This is a genomic window from Salinimonas profundi (genome assembly GCF_014750655.1).
In the GTDB taxonomy this organism is placed as follows: domain Bacteria; phylum Pseudomonadota; class Gammaproteobacteria; order Enterobacterales; family Alteromonadaceae; genus Alteromonas; species Alteromonas profundi_A.
Genome location: NZ_JABBXD010000010.1, coordinates 28181 through 46056 on the forward strand (window position 1 = coordinate 28181; position 17876 = coordinate 46056).

Genomic DNA, 17876 nt, shown 5'->3' on the forward strand with positions numbered 1-17876 from the left:
GCCAGAGCCAGAGCCAGAGCCAGAGCCAGAGCCAGAGCCAGAGCCAGAGCCAGAGCCAGAGCCAGAGCCAGAGCCAGAGCCAGTCAAAGAGCCAGAGCCAGTCAAAGAGCCTGCCCCTAAAGAGAAGCCGAAGAAAGTGTCGCTGTTTGCGCGCCTTAAAGAAAGCTTATCGCGCACACGGGTAAACCTGGGCAGCGGTTTTGTCAGCCTGTTCAAAGGCAAGGCCATTGATGATGACCTTTACGAAGAGTTGGAAACCCAGCTGCTGGTAGCCGATGTGGGGATGAACACCACCCAAACCATTATCGATAAGCTCACCGACAGTGCCAAACGTTCTCAGCTTAAAGATGCCGAAGCGTTGCTGGATATTTTAAAAGAGCAAATGCGCGGTATGCTTCATGAAGTACAGGCTCCACTTAGCGAAAAAATGGCAGCGCATGACTCTGCGCAGGGACCTTTTGTAATTTTAATGGTTGGTGTAAACGGTGTGGGGAAAACCACCACAATCGGCAAGCTGGCCAAACAATTTCAACAGGATGGCAAGCGTGTCATGCTGGCTGCCGGTGATACGTTCCGCGCTGCGGCCGTGGAGCAGCTTCAGGTGTGGGGAGAGCGAAACTCAATACCGGTCATTGCTCAGCCTACCGGCTCCGACAGTGCTTCTGTTCTGTATGACGCGCTGGAGGCTGCTAAATCACGTAAGATGGACGTTCTTATTGCTGACACCGCCGGCCGTCTTCAGAATAAAAACAACCTGATGGAAGAGCTCAAAAAGGTCGTCAGGGTAATGAAAAAACTAAACCCGGAAGCGCCCCATGAGGTGATGCTGACACTGGATGCCGGTACGGGCCAAAACGCAGTCAGTCAGGCGAAATTATTCAACGAAGCGGTGGGTCTGACAGGGATAACGCTGACGAAGCTTGACGGCACGGCGAAAGGTGGTGTCATATTCTCTATTGCCGACCAGTTTAAAATTCCAATTCGTTATATTGGTGTCGGCGAAGGTATTGATGATTTGCGTACATTCAACGGCGATGAGTTTATCGACGCGTTATTCAGTGAGGCAGAAGGCCGCGAGCAACCCTGATTTATGCTGTAGGGTGAGGACAATACATGATTAAATTTGAACAGGTGAGTAAAACCTACCCGGGCGGGCAGCGTGCATTAAGTAAAGTAAACTTTCATATCGCGCCTGGCGAAATGGCGTTTCTGACCGGCCACTCCGGGGCAGGTAAAAGCACCCTGTTAAAGTTAATCAGTATTATGGAGCGCCCTACGGTCGGCAGAGTGCTTATCAACGGGCACGATCTCAACGTCATAAAGCGGCGTCAGATTGCCTATATCCGGCGCGATATCGGCATGATCTTTCAAAGCCATCAGTTATTAATGGATAAGTCCGTTTTTGACAATGTCGCGTTGCCGCTGATTATTGAAGGTTACACCCATAAAGAGACAACCCGACGCGTTCACGCTGCGCTAGATATGGTGGGCTTGCGCAACAAAGCCAAAGATTTGCCAATTATGCTTTCCGGCGGTGAACAGCAACGGGTAGGTATTGCCCGCGCCGTCGTCAACAAGCCGCCGCTGTTGCTGGCTGACGAACCTACCGGTAATCTGGATCCGAAACTGTCGATGGAAATTGTCAGGTTGTTTGAAGATTTTAATCAGGCAGGCGTGTCCGTGCTAATTGCAACCCACGACTTGGGTTTGATCGCCAGAATGCGTTATCGCACACTGACCCTCAAAGATGGGCGTATGATTACCGATGGGTTAAATGATGACCCGGAGGAGCTTTATTCATGAGCTTGTTATTTAAAGGCCGTCCGCAGGGCGCCAGTGATTCCCGGGTAGGCATCGTGCAGACGCTGGTGATGATATGCGTAGCGCATCTTCGCCAGGGGTTGTCATCGCTGGGCGAGTTATGGCGCCAGCCTGCCGCTTCCATTATGACGGTGGCTGTTTTAGGGCTTAGCATTACCCTGCCCAGTACCCTATATATACTGGTAAAAAATACCGAGAAAATCAGTGCAGGGTGGGAGCAGGCCTCAGAGATATCTTTGTTTTTGAAACAGGGCACCAATGCTGCCAGTTCCCAGCAACTGCTCACCCGGCTCAAAACCTGGCCGGAGATAGAAAGTGTGACCTATATTCCTGCTGACGAAGCGCTTAAGGAGTTTCAGCAGTTATCCGGTCTTGGCGATGCCATGGCCTACCTTGAAGCCAACCCGTTACCCGATGTTGTACTGGTCACACCGGCCGAAAAATTTGTTGCGCCTGCTGCTGCACAGCGCTTGCTGGAGAAGCTAAAACAGCAGCGTGAAGTGGATGTGGGTAAACTGGATATCGAGTGGCTGGAGCGTCTTTATGGCTTACTGGACATAGCCCGGGAACTGGTCACATTAATCGGAGGTTTGCTGTTTATCTCGGTGGTATTGATCATCGGCAACACGATCAGGCTGAACATTCTCAATAAAAAAGACGAAATCCTGGTAATGAAGCTGGTGGGGGCGACAGATGCATTCATTCATCGCCCCTTCTTATATACCGGCTTTTGGTACGGACTGCTGGGTGGTTTGATAGCATGGATGGCTGTGATTATTATTTTATGGTGGATGGACAGCAGCATTCAGGCCTTTGCCTCGTTGTATCAAAAAGAGTTCAACATTACCGGTCTGACGGGTACGGCCTTATTTACCATGCTTGGGCTGTCAATCGGCCTCGGCTTAGTCGGCTCTTTGATTTCTGTGCAGCGACATGTCAGGGAAATAGAGCCTAAGTAGTAGGCTCTACAATCGCCTCCTCCTAATTAAGCTGGGGGCGAGGGTAATGTGAGGAAATAGTTGCCCGAACACTGTTGCCCCAGACAATCGCCTGATTGTAGAGACTGTGAAGCAACTTTTGATCGATATCCAGCGCTTTAGATTGCTTTATAACATTCATCCACAATGCGCTTTCAAATGCTCTGACTAACGTCAGATAATGATTAAACTCACTGGATTTTCCCAACAGGGCATCATTCACTGTATCGGTGAGCGGTAGTTGTTTGACAATATCGAGCATGTCCCGATCTAACAGCGCGTCCAGTAATGAGAACAGTCCGACTAAAAAGCCGATAGGCGGGTTTGTTTGTCGTTTACGATGCTGCGACAGCAGATCAAAGAATTTTGCTCTGACCAGCGACATATGAATCAGCTCGAGAGGTTTATCACTGCCAAGATGCGTGAGGGAAAGCAGCGCGATAAATTTTTTAATCTCAACCTCACCCATGTACGTCAGTGCATGTTTCAGTGACGTAATTTTGTAGCGCTTATTCACGGTCGGATTATTGATAAACTTAAGCAGCAGATAACTCAGTGCTGCGTCACGCTCGATGATGCCGTTAATACGGTTTAGATCGAACTTCTCACTGCTACTTTCACCCATCAGCTCTACCAGACTCATTTTTGAGGCGGGTATCTGGCGTGCGATTCTCGCGGTAGGGGATGCGAAGAAATAGCCCTGGAAAAAGTCAAAGCCTAGATCTCTGCAGTCCTTAAAAACCTCATAATCGTTGACGTTATTTGCCACGAGCTGAACGTTTGCATCAGTAAATTGGCTGATACGCTTATGCGCCTGCTCTAAACGGATCTTGCTAATATCCACTTTGACAATATCCACCAGGGGTAATGCTTCATGATTACCGCTTAACATCATCGGATCGTCGAGGGCCAGTTTGAAACCAAGTTGTTTGATGTGTTCGCAGGCTTCACGCAAACCCGTTTCCTTGTATGGATTTTCGCCCAGCTCAACAACGACCTGCTCGGGATTAAGATTGGTGGGAAAGCGCGAGACCAGGGTTTCAGCACTGAAACTGATGAATGACTTTTTCTCGGCGCTCAAATCATCCAGTCCAAGTGGATTAAACTGTTCTATCAGATCTCTGGCTTTTTCAGAGGGCGGCTCTGGAAATGTACCGCCTTTGCCATCGCGGAACAGCAGTTCATAGGCAAACACATCCTTGTCCCGATCCAGAATGGGCTGTCGAGCTATAAACGCAAACATTTTTTTCCCCAACAATGAGCACGCGTTGCACGTCTCAGTTTTTTCAACATGATTTTTTCAACGGTTTACTCTACCTCACAGACTGTGCCGAATCCAGCACAAGCGTCTCAGGCGATGACCGGTGTATGAACGTGGTTCACCCAATTTAGCGCATCACTATAATAGCGGTGTAACTCAGACTGGCTCAGCTTGTAATGCGCAGCAAATTGCTTAACGCCGGCCCACTGCGCCTGCTCAAAGTAACTTATCAGTTGTACGCAATGACGCAGCCAGCCCGGCTTTTTGCAAAGCGCCTGCTGAACGTCCTCATCCAGCGGGATCTTTTCAACTAATTCTTCCATTGGCTGACTGATTAATGCATCAAGCAGAGAGAGTAGTCCCACCAGGAAGCCCGCATTCACATCAGCGTTGCTGGTACTGGCACATAATTGCTCGCAGAACTTAGCCCGTACTAATGACATCGTGAGCAGCTCATTCGGCTCATCTTTACACATGTTGGAAAGCGCCAGCAAAGCGATAAACTTTCTAAGTTCCTGTTCTCCCATGTATGTCAGAGCATGCTGAAGAGAGGAAATTTTATTTCGTTTATTGACCAGCGGGTTGTTGATATACCGCAATAGCTGAAAAGTCAGGGCCGGGTCGCGCTCAATAATGGTCTTTATTTTCTGCATACTCAGCGCGGCAGACGCAGACTCACTCATAAGCTCCATCATCGTCAGTTGTCCGGCGGTAAACTGCTTGTGGCGAACAATTTCCGGCTTGGCCAGGTAATACCCCTGAAAATAGTCAAATCCCAGCGCCTGGTATTGATTAAATTCAGCGCGGGTCTCGACTTTCTCTGCCAATAGTTTAATACCGTTTTCCTTCAGGCCGGGCACCAATGCTGCAATTTTTTCATAGGGCGTTTCACGAATATCAAACTTTATAATACTGACGAAGGGCAGGAAGGGGGCCCACTTTTCGTCCAAATCGTAATCGTCCAGTGCGATTTGATAGCCCAGTTTTTTTAATTGGCGGCAGGCTTCAATTAACTCTACATTTATGTCCACGGATTCGAGGATTTCAACCACTGTATGAGCAGGATCAAGCGAACGGGGAAAGTGGTTAATCAACGTATCCTGATGAAAGTTGATAAATGCCAGGTGTTTTCCGATAACTGCTTCAAGTCCAAGACTTAAATGCGTGGATGAGATAACCCGGGAGGTGGCCTCATCAGGGGATATATCCGGATAACTGTTTGACCTGCCGTCCCGAAAAAGTAGCTCGTAGGCGTACAGTTCATGATGAGCATTGAAGATTGGCTGACGTGCTACATAAGCAAACATCTTATAGCTCCTTGTTGAGTCAGCATGCTTTTATTTACCGTGACTGTCATTGTTCAGTCATGGTGTAGTGGTACAGGCTTTGCTGTTTGATTACTATCATAAGGTAGAACCTGAAGCGGGGTATACCTTTTTGGCAGAGTTTTGTATTAAAATCTTCAGCGTGTGGTGTAACGGAAGATTTTGAAGGCTGCCCCATGGCAAAATAGCGTTGGGTACTTCAATACAGCAAAGGAACTTTTCTTTATTTTTTCTGTCTTGATTATTGTCGTTTAGACACTATAACTATACATTGCGTTAAATACAGGTGCGGGATTCGCAATACAACGCTTATTTTGGTACGATAAAGTGCTTAAATAACTGAGGTGATTATGAGCAACACAATGCAATCAATGGCCCTTTCGGTTCCTCAAAACGGTAGCATCGAAGGCTACATTCAGGCCGTCAGTTCTATCAATATGCTGACAGCGGAAGAGGAGCGGTCTCTGGCGTTGAAACTTCGCGAAGAGGACGATCTTGAGTCCGCGCGCAAGCTGGTTATGTCGCACCTGCGTTTCGTTGTGCATATTGCAAAATCCTATTCAGGCTATGGTTTGCCGCAGGCTGATTTAATTCAGGAAGGTAATATTGGTCTGATGAAAGCGGTTAAGCGTTTCGACCCGTCGGTGGGTGTGCGTCTGGTTTCTTTCGCAGTTCACTGGATTAAAGCTGAGATTCACGAGTTTGTACTGAAGAACTGGCGAATCGTTAAAGTTGCGACCACAAAAGCGCAGCGTAAATTGTTCTTCAATCTGCGTAAAGCGAAAAAGCGTCTGGGTTGGTTCACGCACGACGAAGTACAGACGGTTGCCAGCGAGCTGGGTGTCAGTACAAAAGAAGTGCTTCAGATGGAAGCGCGAATGAGTAGTCAGGATCAGGCATTCGATTTGAGCGCCGATGATGATGAAAGCGGTAGCTTTGCGCCGGTTCAGTTTTTGGAAGACAAAAGCGCTGATGTAGAAACTGATGTCATTAATCAGGACTGGGACATGAACGCGAGTAAGCGTTTATACAGTGCAATTAAAATGCTGGATGACCGCAGTCAGGACATTATTGAAACGCGCTGGTTGGCTGATAATAAGATTACATTGCAGGATCTGGCTGATAAGTATCAGGTGTCTGCAGAGCGTGTTCGTCAGATTGAGAAGAACGCGATGAAAAAACTGCAGGCAGCAATGGTTGCTTAGTTTTTTCAACAGATAAAAAAAGCGCCGTAGGCGCTTTTTTTGTGTCTGAAATTTAATTCAGTTTTACTGAGATAGCATCAACAATATGGAGCGCCTTTGCTTTAGCATCGTCAACGCTCATGGCTTTGGCCAACGCAACGCCCATTCTGCGCTTACCTGCCACGGCTGGTTTACCAAATAATCTGAGATCGCTGTGGGGCTGAGTCAGTGCAGAAGCTAAATTCGAATAGCTAACATTCTGACTATTGCCCTCTACTACTAATGCGGCAGACGCAGCGGGCCCATCACAGGTGATCATAGGAATGGGGAGTCCCAAAAAGGCTCTGGCATGCAGCGCGAACTCCGACAGATTCTGGGAAATTAACGTCACCAGACCGGTATCGTGAGGTCGGGGTGAGACTTCACTAAATATGACATCATTCCCTCTAACAAAAAGCTCTACTCCGAATAAACCATTGCCGCCCAAAGCTTCGGTGATAGTCGCTGCTATAAAATGTGCCTTTTCCAGCGCATCAGCGGACATCATCTGAGGCTGCCAGGAAACCTGATAATCACCGTCTTTCTGGGTATGGCCTATAGGCACACAAAACTGTGTTGAACCCTGGGATCGAACGGTCAGTAATGTGACTTCATAATCAAATGCTATCGCACCTTCGACAATCACTTTGCCGTTTCCTGCCCGACCACCTTCCTGAGCGTAATGCCAGGCCGCCTCTAACTGGCTTTGGTCAGTGATATAGGACTGGCCTTTGCCTGATGAGCTCATGATTGGTTTTACAAAACATGGGTAGCCAATACTGTTAACGGCATGCCTGAAGTTTTCCCAGTTTTCAGCAAATTCAAACGGGGAGGTTGGCAAACCCAGAGTTTCCGCAGCGAGTCGGCGAATTCCTTCACGATTCATCGTCAAATGTGCGGCGTTTGCACTGGGAACAACGTTAAATCCCTTGGCTTCAAGTTCAAGCAGGGTGGCGGTGGCAATGGCTTCTACTTCAGGAACAATAAAGTCAGGCTGGTGTTGTTCAACGGCTTGCTTTAATGCGTCGGCATCCAGCATGGAGAAGATTTCACATTGCTGAGCAACCTGCATCGCCGGTGCATCAGCATAGCTGTCACACGCAATGACCTGACAACCAAGGCGAATGCATTCAATAGCAACCTCTTTGCCCAGCTCACCACTGCCCAATAGCATGACTTTTGTCGCTGATGTGGTAAACGGTGTGCCGATGGCAGTCATGGTTTTTCTCCAGCTGGTGGTGGTATTACGTAATATACCCCTTTAAATTCAGCAACTGGATTATCACCATCAAGAATATCGACATGCAGAATAAAGCGCGTTTTTTTGTTTTTTTCCAGATTGACATATTTGCCGGCTAACGATTCGACGTTGCATATTCCTCTTGGCTTCATCGTCACGGGCTTGTGGTAGTGAATATCCCCGTCACCCAGTACAATATCTCCGTCTAGCTGTCTTTCCTTCAATTGCAGATAAAGCAAACCCCAGCCGGTCAGGGTCGCCAGTGAAAAAATGCTGCCAGCGAACATGGTGCCATGCACGTTAATATTTTTGTTGAGTGAAGCGCGGGTTTCCAGGGTATTACCGCTGTACATGTGCAGTTTTATGCCCATATGCTCGGTAATAGGAATCGTGTCTGTCCAGGTTTTCTGTAATTCTTTACACCATTTGGGGTGCAGAATTAATGAACTGGGATCAGACAGCTTTTTAACCATCTGTTGACGTTTCAGCATGCCCAACTCGTTAGGCGCTTCCCGCTCGATTACGAACCCGCAGGACGAGAAAAATTCGATAGAGGTTTCCCGGCTGTTGGTCACCGCACGCACCGCGCCCATCTCCCGCGCCACGTTTTCAAGAGCACCAAGCATCATCTGACCTAAGCCGCGACGATGATAATCTGAATGAACCGCGATATGCCGGATTTGCGCTTCCTCTGCGGTGTTTAAGTGAACGCGTCCACAGGCGACGATGTCGCCCCGACCGTTCACCAGCATCCGGTGTTCAGCAACCTGCTCATATTCGTCTTTCTCTGAACCGGGAGGGAAATTCCACGGCTGACGAAGATACGTCCAGCGAAAAGTAAAGTACCTCTCAAGCTGCTCTTCGGTTTCTGGTGTCACAACTCTGAACACATATACCCCGACATTTGTTGAAGTGCGTCAGCCATTTAACCTTATGGTTGGGCTGGTAACAAGCTTTTATGAATAATGGGTGCCTGGCGTCTGACATGAATCTGGCGCAAAAGTGGCAGGGCTAGAACGTAAACTGAAAAGTAACCGGGCCGTCATTGATCAACGCAACCTGCATATCGGCCCCGAATTGACCGGTTTCAACCTGCAGGCCTGCTTGCGTTAAGGCAGTAACCGTTTCATTATAAATTGCTTCACCATGCGCAGGAGAAGCACCGCGGGAAAAGCCCGGGCGATTACCTTTTTGCGTATCAGCCACCAGGGTAAATTGGGAAACCAGCAGAATTTTTCCCTGTGCCTGCTGAATATCAAGGTTCATTTTGCCTTCTTCATCACTGAAAAGGCGGTAGTTAGCCAGCTTTCTGACCAGTTTCTGAATCTGCGTATGGTCGTCGTCTTTTTCAACGCCCAGTAGCACCAGCATACCGCGGTCGATTTCACCAATTGTCTTGTCTTCAACCGTCACGCTGGCTTGCGAGACCCTTTGTATCAGTGCAATCATAATGTCCCCTGTAATGCTCTGGACATATCCCGGGTGGCGCTGCACAGTTTGAGCGCTATGCCACCTTCACTGGTACTGTGACCGGCGCCAGAAACGATATGCAAATCACTTTGTGACCAGGCTTTATGTAATTGCCAGGCGGCTTCGGTTTTACAAATAACATCGTACCGGCCATGCACAATAGCACCGGGGATATGCGCTATTTTGTGAATATTATCAAGAATGTAGTTTTCTTCAATGAAGCACCGGTTGAGCAAATAGTGGCACTCCAGTTTAGCCAGGCACGTTACCAGCGACAGCGGATAATGTGTAGTAAAGTCACCGGTTCCCGGTGGCAGGTAGAGCCGCGATAAGCGCTCCTCCCAGATATACCAGCGTTTCAGTGCAGCAAGGCGTATCGCCTCATTTTCATCATCAAATTGCTGCTGATAACGCTGACAGATTGTCTCTACGGTAAGCGGTTCATCAATGCCCTCAACAAATACCTCGTAGTGTTCAGGGTAAAGCTGTGCACCACCGCCACAAGGCTCCAGATACCACTTACGGTCCGCTTCACGGCCCAGAAACACGCCTCGCACTATAATCCCAAGTATGCTCTGCGGGTTTTTAATGGCCGCAAGCAGGGCAAGCGTAGCACCCCAGGACCCCCCAAACAGAACCCAGCGCTCAATGTTAAGTTTCTTGCGTAATATTTCGATGTCGTTGAGGGTATTTTGTGTGGTATTTCCTTTAAGACTGCCAAACGGACGAGAGCGGCCGCACCCACGTTGCTCAAAGGCGATAATATGATAGCGATTCGCATCGAAAAAGCGTCGGTAATTCGGCGATAACCCAGCACCAGGGCCGCCGTGCAGATAAAGCACCGGAATACCATCCGGATTCCCACTCTGTTCGTAGTAAAGCTCACAGTCATCGGCAGTTTTGACGTAACCACTGGTGTAACTTCCGATGTCGGGATAAAGTCGTTTCATTTTGTTACAGCGTATTGTTCTACTGTCGAATTTGGTTTAGTTTTTCAGTTAACCATACGTATTAGGTAGTGAAAAGCTAACATCATGCTATTTCTCTACTATACGCATCTTTAATTTTTGTATGCAAACTATTTCATGAGGGTCGTTATGTCAGGACAAGGTTCGGGCGGGAATGTAATTGCTGCGTTGTGCAATTTTTTTATACCGGGACTAGGCCATTTATTACAGGGCAGAGTATTAAAAGCACTCATGTTTTTTCTGGTAACCGGCGCGTGTTACGCACTGGCTGCCACAGTAATTTTTATCTTCCTATGGCCGGTCGGCGCAATCTTCCACCTGTGGGCTATCATTGACGCCGCTGTCTATAAGGGACCAGATGCGAGGTTATAATGCTTAAGAATTTACTCGTTGCCAGCTCACTGGCATTGACGGTTAGTCTGGCAGGGTGCCAGTCTGCTTACTATTCTGCCTGGGAGCAGGTCGGTGTTGAAAAGCGGGATATCATGGTAGATCGCGTTGAAGATGCCAAAGAATCCCAGGAAGAAGCGCAGGAACAATTCAGTTCAGCGCTGGAAGAGTTCAGCGCGTTGGTAAACTTCGACGGTGGTGACTTGGAAGATGTCTACAACTCATTGAACGATGAGTATGAAGACAGCAAATCCGCGGCTGAAGATGTCAGCAATCGCATTAATAAAGTGCAGAGCGTGGCAGAAGCGCTGTTTGATGAATGGGAAGAAGAACTGGACGAGTACGAAAACACCACGCTGCGCCGTGAGAGCGAAAGCAAGCTGCGCCAGACCCGCCAGCGCTACGAAGATATGCTACGCGCGATGCGCAACGCCGAAGGCAAAATGGATCCCGTATTGCAGCGTTTGCAGGATAACGTGTTGTACCTGAAGCATAATCTGAATGCTAATGCGATTGGCGCGTTGCAGGGTGAGCTAACAACCATCCGCGGTGATGTGGATACACTTCTTGCCGAAATGAGTAAAGCCATCTCTGAATCAGATGCGTTTATCGCCTCTATGCGATAGCACACTATACTCCCCGCTGTTACTCAGTGGGGAGTTCTCTGGGCTCCTTCGTGGCCCGGGTTCTTTCAAAGGTATCATTCAAACTACAAGTGAATTCTGCGCCCAGCAAAATCACCATCCACGATAAGTAAACCCACAGCAACAGCACCGGCAAGGTGGCCAGTGCGCCGTAAATAACCTGATAAGCCGCAAAGTCTGTCACGTAAAACGCAAAACCTTTCTTCGTTACCTCAAAACACAGCGTAGCGACCAGTGCTCCGGGGATTGCATAGCGCGCCTTGACCTGACGATTAGGCACTAACATATAAAGAATAATGAAGGTCAGTAGCGTGGCCAGGCTGGGCACAAGTTCCAGTAAAAAGGTTCCGAGCCCGGGCGTATAGGTTTCGGCAAATGCAGCGATACCTGCCAGATAAGAGCTGACAACCACACTGGTGCCAATAAGCATCGGCCCCAACGTGATCACCATCCAGTAAATCGCAAAGGTGTACACCATCGGCCGTTCACTGGGTGTTTTCCAGATACGGTTAAGGGTTTTATCAACGTTTGAAATAAGCAGAAGAGCGACCACCAGCAGCGAGATAATACCAATCGCGCCCATTTGTGATGCATTGCTGACAAAATCCGTCATATGCTGATGGACTACATCGCTGGCAGTCGGCACAAAATTAGTAAAAACAAACTGTTCTATTTTACTGCGCACTGACTTGAACGCGGGAAATGCGCTCATTACGGTAAAGGTTACCATCACAAATGGCACCAGCGATAAAAGTGTCACATATGCCAGGTGACCAGCAGATATGGTGATACTGTCACGTTTGCAGCGGGCGATGAAAACCAGCACAAAACGTTTCAGGTGTGGATAGCCTTTTTCCCATACGGCCGATAAATTTTGCAGACGCAAAAGTCACTCCTGACCCAAAAGATGAAAGTATCAGTTTAACGCGGTATGCCAACACCTTACAGCAAAAGTTGCAGCAAAACTGACCGCTAGCCCCGCGCCCCAAGCATATGGCAGATTGCGTAGCTTAATTCACTGCGGTTTAGGGTGTAAAAGTGAAAGTGCTTTATACCTTCCTGCGCTAACACCTTCACCTGCTCCATAGCGATGTTTGCGCCAAGCAGATTACGGGTTGTATGATCATCTTCGTGCAGTCCCTCAAATTGCTTGTGCAGCCAGCCAGGCACGTGCACATTGGTGAATCCGGCAAATTTGACCAGGGTCTGATAATTGGTCACCGGCAAAATGCCCGGTACAATGTCCAGGTCAATACCCGCGGCGGCAGCACGGTCTCTGAAACGCAGAAATAAACTGGTGTCGAAGAAAAATTGCGTAATTGCCTCGCTGGCACCGGCTTCCGCTTTTCGCTTCAGGTTAAGTAAATCGAACTGCGCATTGGGTGCTTCCGGATGCTTTTCCGGATAGGCGGCCACTGAAACATCAAAATCTGCGACATCTTTTAACAATGCAACCAGATCGGATGCATACATTTCTGTTTTATCCACGCCCTTAGGTAAATCACCACGCAGTGCCACAATACGACGAATGCCGGTATCCCAGTAATCCTGCGCTATCTGACGAAGCTCTTCTTTAGACGCATCAACGCAGGTCAAATGCGGTACCGCGGCAACGCCGGTTTGCTGGTGGATACGTTTTACCACGTCATGGGTTCTGTCGCGCTCGCCACTGTTCGCGCCGTAGGTTACCGACATATAGGCCGGTTTAAGCGGCGCAAGACGTTCCACAGACTTCCACAGGGTTTCTTCCATCTGCTGGGACTTTGGGGGAAAAAACTCAAAAGAGACATCAATATCCCGTAATTCAGACAGTGACTGATTAAGGGCGTCTATCCCTTGTGCAAAAGAAACCATAAAACACTCTCGTTGTGGACGTTTAGACGTCTAAACTAAGTAATATATGTCTAGACGTCAAGCGGTTTACACTGCTCAATTGACCTTTTCTGCACATTGTTTAGAATTTCTGCTCATAATAAATAACAGCTAACCTGAGAGCGACTAATGGCAGAATGGAATGGTAAGTATATACACCCTTACGCAGAACACGGAAAAAAGAGTGAGCAGGTAAAAAAGGTCACAGTATCTATTCCCATCAACGTGCTCAAAGAGCTCACTGATGAACGCACCCGCCGGCAGATTAATAATCTTCGCCATGCCACCAACTCGGAATTACTGTGCGAGGCGTTTTTACATGCGTTTACCGGTCAGCCGCTTCCTGATGACGACGATCTCAGAAAAGATAATCCAAACCGTGTACCGGCAGAAGCGCGCAGAATAATGGAAGAAATGGGGATCGATCCGTCCTACGAGAACGAGGCATAAAAAAGGCCGCATTTAGCGACCTTATCAAAACGCCCATTATTTGTAGTGTGAGGGTAGCGTATCCAGTCGCGCAACACCCGATGAAATGGCCGCTTTTGCCACCGCCGTAGCGATGCGGGAACAGAGCCGCGGGTCCATGGGTTTCGGAATGATGTAATCCCGGCCAAAGGTCAGCGATTTTGAATTGCTGGCCTTCAGGACTTCTTCCGGTACCGCTTCCTTAGAAATTTGACGAATAGCCTCCACCGCGGCAACTTTCATCTCATCGTTAATGGCGCTGGCTCTGACATCAAGCGCGCCACGGAAAATAAAAGGAAAGCAAAGCACATTGTTAACCTGGTTGGGATAATCTGAACGTCCTGTGGCCATGATAAGGTCAGAACGTACATCATGCGCCAGATCGGGCTTAATTTCCGGATCCGGATTGGAGCAGGCAAACACAATGGGATCAGCGGCCATCAGGGCAAGAGCTTCAGGTGGCAGTAAGTCCGGGCCCGATACACCGACAAAGATGTCCGCGCCATCCATCACATCTTCTAAGGTGCGCTTATCGGTGTTATTGGCAAACAGTTTTTTATGCTCGGTAAGGTCATCCCTGCGAGTATGGATTACCCCTTTCCGATCCAGCATATAAATTTTTTCGCGTTGGGCACCACAGGTAATTAATAGCTCCATACAGGCTACTGCAGCAGCACCTGCACCCATACAAACGATAGTCGCGTCTTCGATATTTTTCTGCTGAATTTCCAGCGCATTTAACATGCCCGCAGCGGTGACGATGGCGGTGCCATGTTGATCATCATGAAAGACCGGTATTTTGCATCGCTTGATCAGCTCCTGTTCTATTTCAAAACACTCAGGGGCCTTGATATCTTCTAAATTGATACCGCCGAAAGAATCAGCGATATTGGCAACGGTATTGATAAACTCTTCAGTCGTGCGGTGTTTCACTTCAATATCAATGGCATCTAGCCCGGCAAAGCGTTTGAAAAGCAACGCTTTGCCCTCCATTACCGGCTTTGAGGCCAGCGGTCCCAGGTTGCCTAAACCCAGTATCGCTGTACCGTTACTGATAACGGCCACAGTATTGCCTTTGCCGGTATATAAATAGGCATCATCAGGGTTGTTCGCAATTTCACGCACAGGCTCGGCCACGCCGGGACTGTAAGCCAGCGATAAGTCATCCACGGTTTCCGCGGGCTTGGAAAGTTCGACGCGGATCTTTCCAGGGGTAGGTTTAGCGTGATAATCAAGCGCACGTTGTCTGAAATCTGACATTATAAGTGATGTCCTCTAAGTGTAGGGTTAGGTTACCGGTACAGAAACTGTCGTTGTCCGGTTTTATAACGTTTCAGGTCTTTGCCTGATTTCCGGCGCCACTTTAGCATAGCAGCGATTACTTACATATCTGATGACGTGACATGTCTGGGTCTACTTTAGGGGATTTATTAACCAGCGACCACCTGTCTGCGTAAATAATCCTCATTCATATAATTTATGCCAAGTGAATAATTCATAAAAATTATGACTGGTAGGAGTTGGGCGAGGTTGTCAATTGCAGAAGATGGTCAGGGTAGGTGTCGGACTACCAGACAGGCATAAAAAAAGCGCCGGAAGGCGCTTTTTTTGAAGACAAATACTGTCTTATTTTCTGCCCAGGGCACCGAAACGCTTTTTGAAGCGATCAACACGGCCGCCGGTATCAACGTTACGCTGCTTACCAGTGTAGAAAGGATGGCAGTTTGAACAAACATCAAGGTTCAAATCTTTGCCTACAGTAGAGCGTACTTTGATTTCGTTACCACAAGAACAAGTTGCAGTAATTTCAGAGTATTCTGGATGGATATCGTTTTTCATGGGTTACCTCAAAAAAAGGCCGTATCGCAATCCAGCCCGAAGCTGAACACCATACGCTACTTAAAATATTTACAAAGTCAAAACGACCTTGCCGTAAAGAGGCGCGCATATTAATGTAAGTGGCGTCGCTTATCAAGTATGTGATGTAAAAATACACAAGTGCTGCGCGTTAGCAGTTTACGTTAAAAAAACTAAAATAAGTTCTTCATGCCATTAATTGATGTCGCTGTCCCTGTTCCGCTCAGACAGACTTTTACCTATTCACACGAACAAAGCCTGTCGCCGGGCGTGCGGGTGACCGTTCCGTTTGGTAATCGAAAGCTGACCGGGGTGGTGGTAAAAAGCGATGTTCAGACTGAACATCCGGATAAGGTAAAAGCGATCGACGCGGTGCTGGATACGTTGCCGGTCCTTGATGAGCATCAGCTGACTTTATGTCGCTGGTTATGGCAGTACTATCATCATGCCCCCGGAGAGGTTATTCACACCGCTTTACCCGTGCTACTTCGCAAGGGTGCCAGCGCAGTGCCAGAACCAGAGTTATGGTATCGGGTGTCATCATCAGCCAGTGAAGCAGACAGCGCTGAGCTGTCGCGAGCTCCAAAACAACGCGACTGTTTTGAGGCGCTGCTTCAGGCGCCGCTTTCAGCTGATGTACTAAAACAAACCTTTTCCGGACCGGTTATTAAGGCGCTGACTGAGCGAAATCTGATTGAAGCATTCAACAGAGTACCTCAAACCGCAGCCAACCAGTGGGCCTCGCAGCTTTCAATCAGCAGCAAGCCGGTGCCGGATCGGGAGCAGGCTGTGGCCATTTCAGCCATTGTGCAAAAACAACAATGCTTCGCCCCGTTTCTGCTGGAGGGCGTCACAGGAAGCGGCAAAACAGAAGTGTATCTGCAGGCGATTGAATCGGTTCTCAAAGCCGGCCGACAGGTATTAATCCTGGTGCCTGAGATAGGCCTGACCCCGCAGACTGTTTCACGTTTCACATCGCGGTTTGGCATTGAGGTTGGCGTGCTACACTCCCAAATCACGGACAAAGCACGTTTACGAGTCTGGCAACAGGCCAGGAATGGCGCGCTGGGTATCATTATAGGGACGCGCTCGGCAATTTTTACGCCGCTTAAATGTCCGGGCATGCTCATCGTTGATGAAGAACATGATGAATCCTTTAAACAGCAGGACGGGCTAAGGTACCACGCCCGAGATCTTGCAGTGATGCGCGCCAATCAGGAAAGCATCCCGCTTGTACTGGGGTCAGCAACCCCGTCGCTGGAATCGCTGAACAACGCGATAACGAAGCGGTATCAGCATCTGCAACTGACCAAACGCGCCGCAGGCGCTCAGGCTACAGTGCAGCACGTGCTGGATGTGACCGATCAGCCAATGCGATTTGGTCTGGCCGAAGGCACTCTGTCACTTATGCGCCAACACCTGGGACAAGGCAATCAGGTGCTGGTATTCGTCAACCGCCGGGGGTATGCGCCGGCGTTATTGTGTCATCACTGCGGCCACACCGAGTCTTGCCAGCGTTGTGAGCGCCCGTTCACCGTACATAAAGCACATCGTCGCTTACATTGTCATCATTGCGGGGCCACCCGACCGTTGCCAGCCAGTTGTACGCAGTGCGGGAAAGCAGACATGGTCACAGAGGGCGTGGGCACCGAACAGCTGGAACAGGGCCTGAGTCAGTTGTTCCCTGATGCGCCACAGGTCAGAATTGACAGCGACTCAGTGCGCGGGAAGGACAAGCTGCAGGGCATACTTGATGCAATCAATCAGCAAAAGTATCAGCTGCTCGTCGGTACACAAATTCTGTCTAAAGGGCATCACTTTCCCCACGTCACGCTGGTGGTGGTGCTCGATTGCGACGGCGCGTTATTCAGCGGTGATTACCGCGCGCCTGAGAAACTTGCTCAGCTTGTTACACAACTGGCCGGGCGGGCAGGGCGAGCCAGCAAACCCGGGCAAATGTGGTTGCAAACCCATAATCCACAGCATCCGCTGTTACAGGATCTGATTAACAATGGTTACGGGCACTTCGCCCGACATGCGCTACTGGAGCGCAAAATGGCTGTGCAGCCGCCGTTCGGTGTGCAAATATTATTGCGCGCTGAAGCACAGGATGGTCAGCTTGCCTTTCAATTTTTGGCCGAAGCGGCGACACGGTTTGAGCACGTGCAACTTATCGGGCCTATGCCGGGGCTGATTGAAAAGCGGCAGGGCAGGTTCAGATTTATTCTGGTACTTCAGTCCGATAAGCGCAAACACCTGCACGAGCAGTTGCGCCTGGCATTACCCGCAATCACCGCGCTGCCGCTGGCCGCTAAAGTCCGGTGGTCGGTGGATGTGGATCCCACGGATTTCAGCTAATC

At 49.0% G+C, this 17876-nt stretch carries 18 protein-coding genes; 8 read left to right on the top strand and 10 right to left on the bottom strand.

The window, feature by feature from the left end:
• The 3 genes from ftsY to ftsX form a co-directional block, all read left to right on the top strand.
• A partial coding sequence (gene ftsY, locus HHX48_RS14960; protein WP_191026246.1) for a signal recognition particle-docking protein FtsY occupies positions 1–1087 on the top strand: 1087 nt, incomplete at its 5' end.
• A gap of 26 nt (positions 1088–1113) precedes the next feature.
• On the top strand, positions 1114–1803 hold the full coding sequence (gene ftsE / locus HHX48_RS14965; RefSeq protein ID WP_191026247.1) for a cell division ATP-binding protein FtsE: 690 nt from the start codon (positions 1114–1116) through the stop codon (positions 1801–1803).
• Positions 1800–2780 (top strand): permease-like cell division protein FtsX, encoded by a 981-nt coding sequence (ftsX, locus tag HHX48_RS14970; RefSeq protein ID WP_191026248.1) that lies wholly within the window; start codon positions 1800–1802, stop codon positions 2778–2780. Before ftsE ends, ftsX begins: the two co-directional genes overlap by 4 nt.
• A gap of 22 nt (positions 2781–2802) precedes the next feature.
• On the opposite strand, the gene HHX48_RS14975 is transcribed toward ftsX, so the two are convergent.
• Both HHX48_RS14975 and HHX48_RS14980 read right to left on the bottom strand, forming a co-directional pair.
• Entirely contained in the window at positions 2803–4041 is a 1239-nt protein-coding gene (locus HHX48_RS14975) for an EAL and HDOD domain-containing protein (protein ID WP_191026249.1), read from the bottom strand.
• A 107-nt stretch (positions 4042–4148) separates the two neighbouring features.
• Positions 4149–5366: an EAL and HDOD domain-containing protein gene (locus HHX48_RS14980; protein ID WP_191026250.1), complete on the bottom strand. Its 1218-nt coding sequence runs from the start codon at positions 5364–5366 to the stop codon at positions 4149–4151.
• Positions 5367–5734: 368 nt separating this feature from the next.
• Between HHX48_RS14980 and rpoH the strand changes: the two genes are divergently transcribed.
• Positions 5735–6589, top strand: a complete 855-nt coding sequence (gene rpoH, locus HHX48_RS14985; RefSeq protein WP_191026251.1) for an RNA polymerase sigma factor RpoH — start codon at positions 5735–5737, stop codon at positions 6587–6589.
• A gap of 52 nt (positions 6590–6641) precedes the next feature.
• On the opposite strand, the gene purT is transcribed toward rpoH, so the two are convergent.
• The 4 genes from purT to pip all read right to left on the bottom strand — a co-directional run bounded on the left by purT (position 6642) and on the right by pip (position 10267).
• Positions 6642–7826 carry a formate-dependent phosphoribosylglycinamide formyltransferase gene (gene purT / locus HHX48_RS14990; RefSeq protein ID WP_191026252.1) on the bottom strand — a complete coding sequence of 395 codons (1185 nt, stop codon included), beginning with the start codon at positions 7824–7826 and terminating at the stop codon, positions 6642–6644.
• Complete coding sequence (locus tag HHX48_RS14995) at positions 7823–8737, bottom strand: bifunctional GNAT family N-acetyltransferase/hotdog fold thioesterase (protein WP_191026253.1); 915 nt, start codon at positions 8735–8737, stop codon at positions 7823–7825. The genes purT and HHX48_RS14995 overlap by 4 nt, the downstream gene beginning before the upstream one ends.
• A 121-nt stretch (positions 8738–8858) precedes the next feature.
• Entirely contained in the window at positions 8859–9296 is a 438-nt protein-coding gene (gene dtd, locus HHX48_RS15000) for a D-aminoacyl-tRNA deacylase (protein ID WP_191026254.1), read from the bottom strand.
• Positions 9293–10267, bottom strand: coding sequence for a prolyl aminopeptidase (pip, locus tag HHX48_RS15005; RefSeq protein ID WP_191026255.1), 975 nt, complete (start codon positions 10265–10267; stop codon positions 9293–9295). Before pip ends, dtd begins: the two co-directional genes overlap by 4 nt.
• Before the next feature lie 147 nt (positions 10268–10414).
• On the opposite strand from pip, the gene HHX48_RS18785 reads away from it, so the two are divergent.
• On the top strand, positions 10415–10657 hold the full coding sequence (locus HHX48_RS18785) for a DUF6677 family protein (protein ID WP_223858436.1): 243 nt from the start codon (positions 10415–10417) through the stop codon (positions 10655–10657).
• Positions 10657–11301: a DUF2959 domain-containing protein gene (locus HHX48_RS15010; RefSeq protein ID WP_191026256.1), complete on the top strand. Its 645-nt coding sequence runs from the start codon at positions 10657–10659 to the stop codon at positions 11299–11301. The genes HHX48_RS18785 and HHX48_RS15010 overlap by 1 nt, the downstream gene beginning before the upstream one ends.
• Positions 11302–11320: 19 nt before the next feature.
• Here the strand turns inward: HHX48_RS15010 and HHX48_RS15015 are convergent, their stop codons facing one another.
• Together HHX48_RS15015 and metF are read right to left on the bottom strand one after the other, a co-directional pair.
• A complete protein-coding gene (locus HHX48_RS15015; protein WP_397541096.1) occupies positions 11321–12157 on the bottom strand; it encodes a virulence factor BrkB family protein in 837 nt (278 codons plus the stop codon).
• Between the two features lie 134 nt (positions 12158–12291).
• A complete protein-coding gene (metF, locus tag HHX48_RS15020) occupies positions 12292–13173 on the bottom strand; it encodes a methylenetetrahydrofolate reductase (protein WP_191026258.1) in 882 nt (293 codons plus the stop codon).
• A 147-nt stretch (positions 13174–13320) separates the two neighbouring features.
• Between metF and metJ the strand changes: the two genes are divergently transcribed.
• Complete coding sequence (gene metJ, locus HHX48_RS15025) at positions 13321–13641, top strand: met regulon transcriptional regulator MetJ (protein ID WP_139755106.1); 321 nt, start codon at positions 13321–13323, stop codon at positions 13639–13641.
• 36 nt (positions 13642–13677) lie between these two features.
• Here the strand turns inward: metJ and HHX48_RS15030 are convergent, their stop codons facing one another.
• Together HHX48_RS15030 and rpmE are read right to left on the bottom strand one after the other, a co-directional pair.
• Entirely contained in the window at positions 13678–14919 is a 1242-nt protein-coding gene (locus HHX48_RS15030; protein ID WP_191026259.1) for a malic enzyme-like NAD(P)-binding protein, read from the bottom strand.
• A 366-nt stretch (positions 14920–15285) separates the two neighbouring features.
• Positions 15286–15498 (bottom strand): 50S ribosomal protein L31, encoded by a 213-nt coding sequence (gene rpmE / locus HHX48_RS15035; protein WP_139755108.1) that lies wholly within the window; start codon positions 15496–15498, stop codon positions 15286–15288.
• Positions 15499–15705: 207 nt separating this feature from the next.
• Between rpmE and priA the strand changes: the two genes are divergently transcribed.
• Positions 15706–17874: a primosomal protein N' gene (gene priA, locus HHX48_RS15040; protein ID WP_191026260.1), complete on the top strand. Its 2169-nt coding sequence runs from the start codon at positions 15706–15708 to the stop codon at positions 17872–17874.
• The last annotated feature ends 2 nt before the right edge of the window (positions 17875–17876 follow it).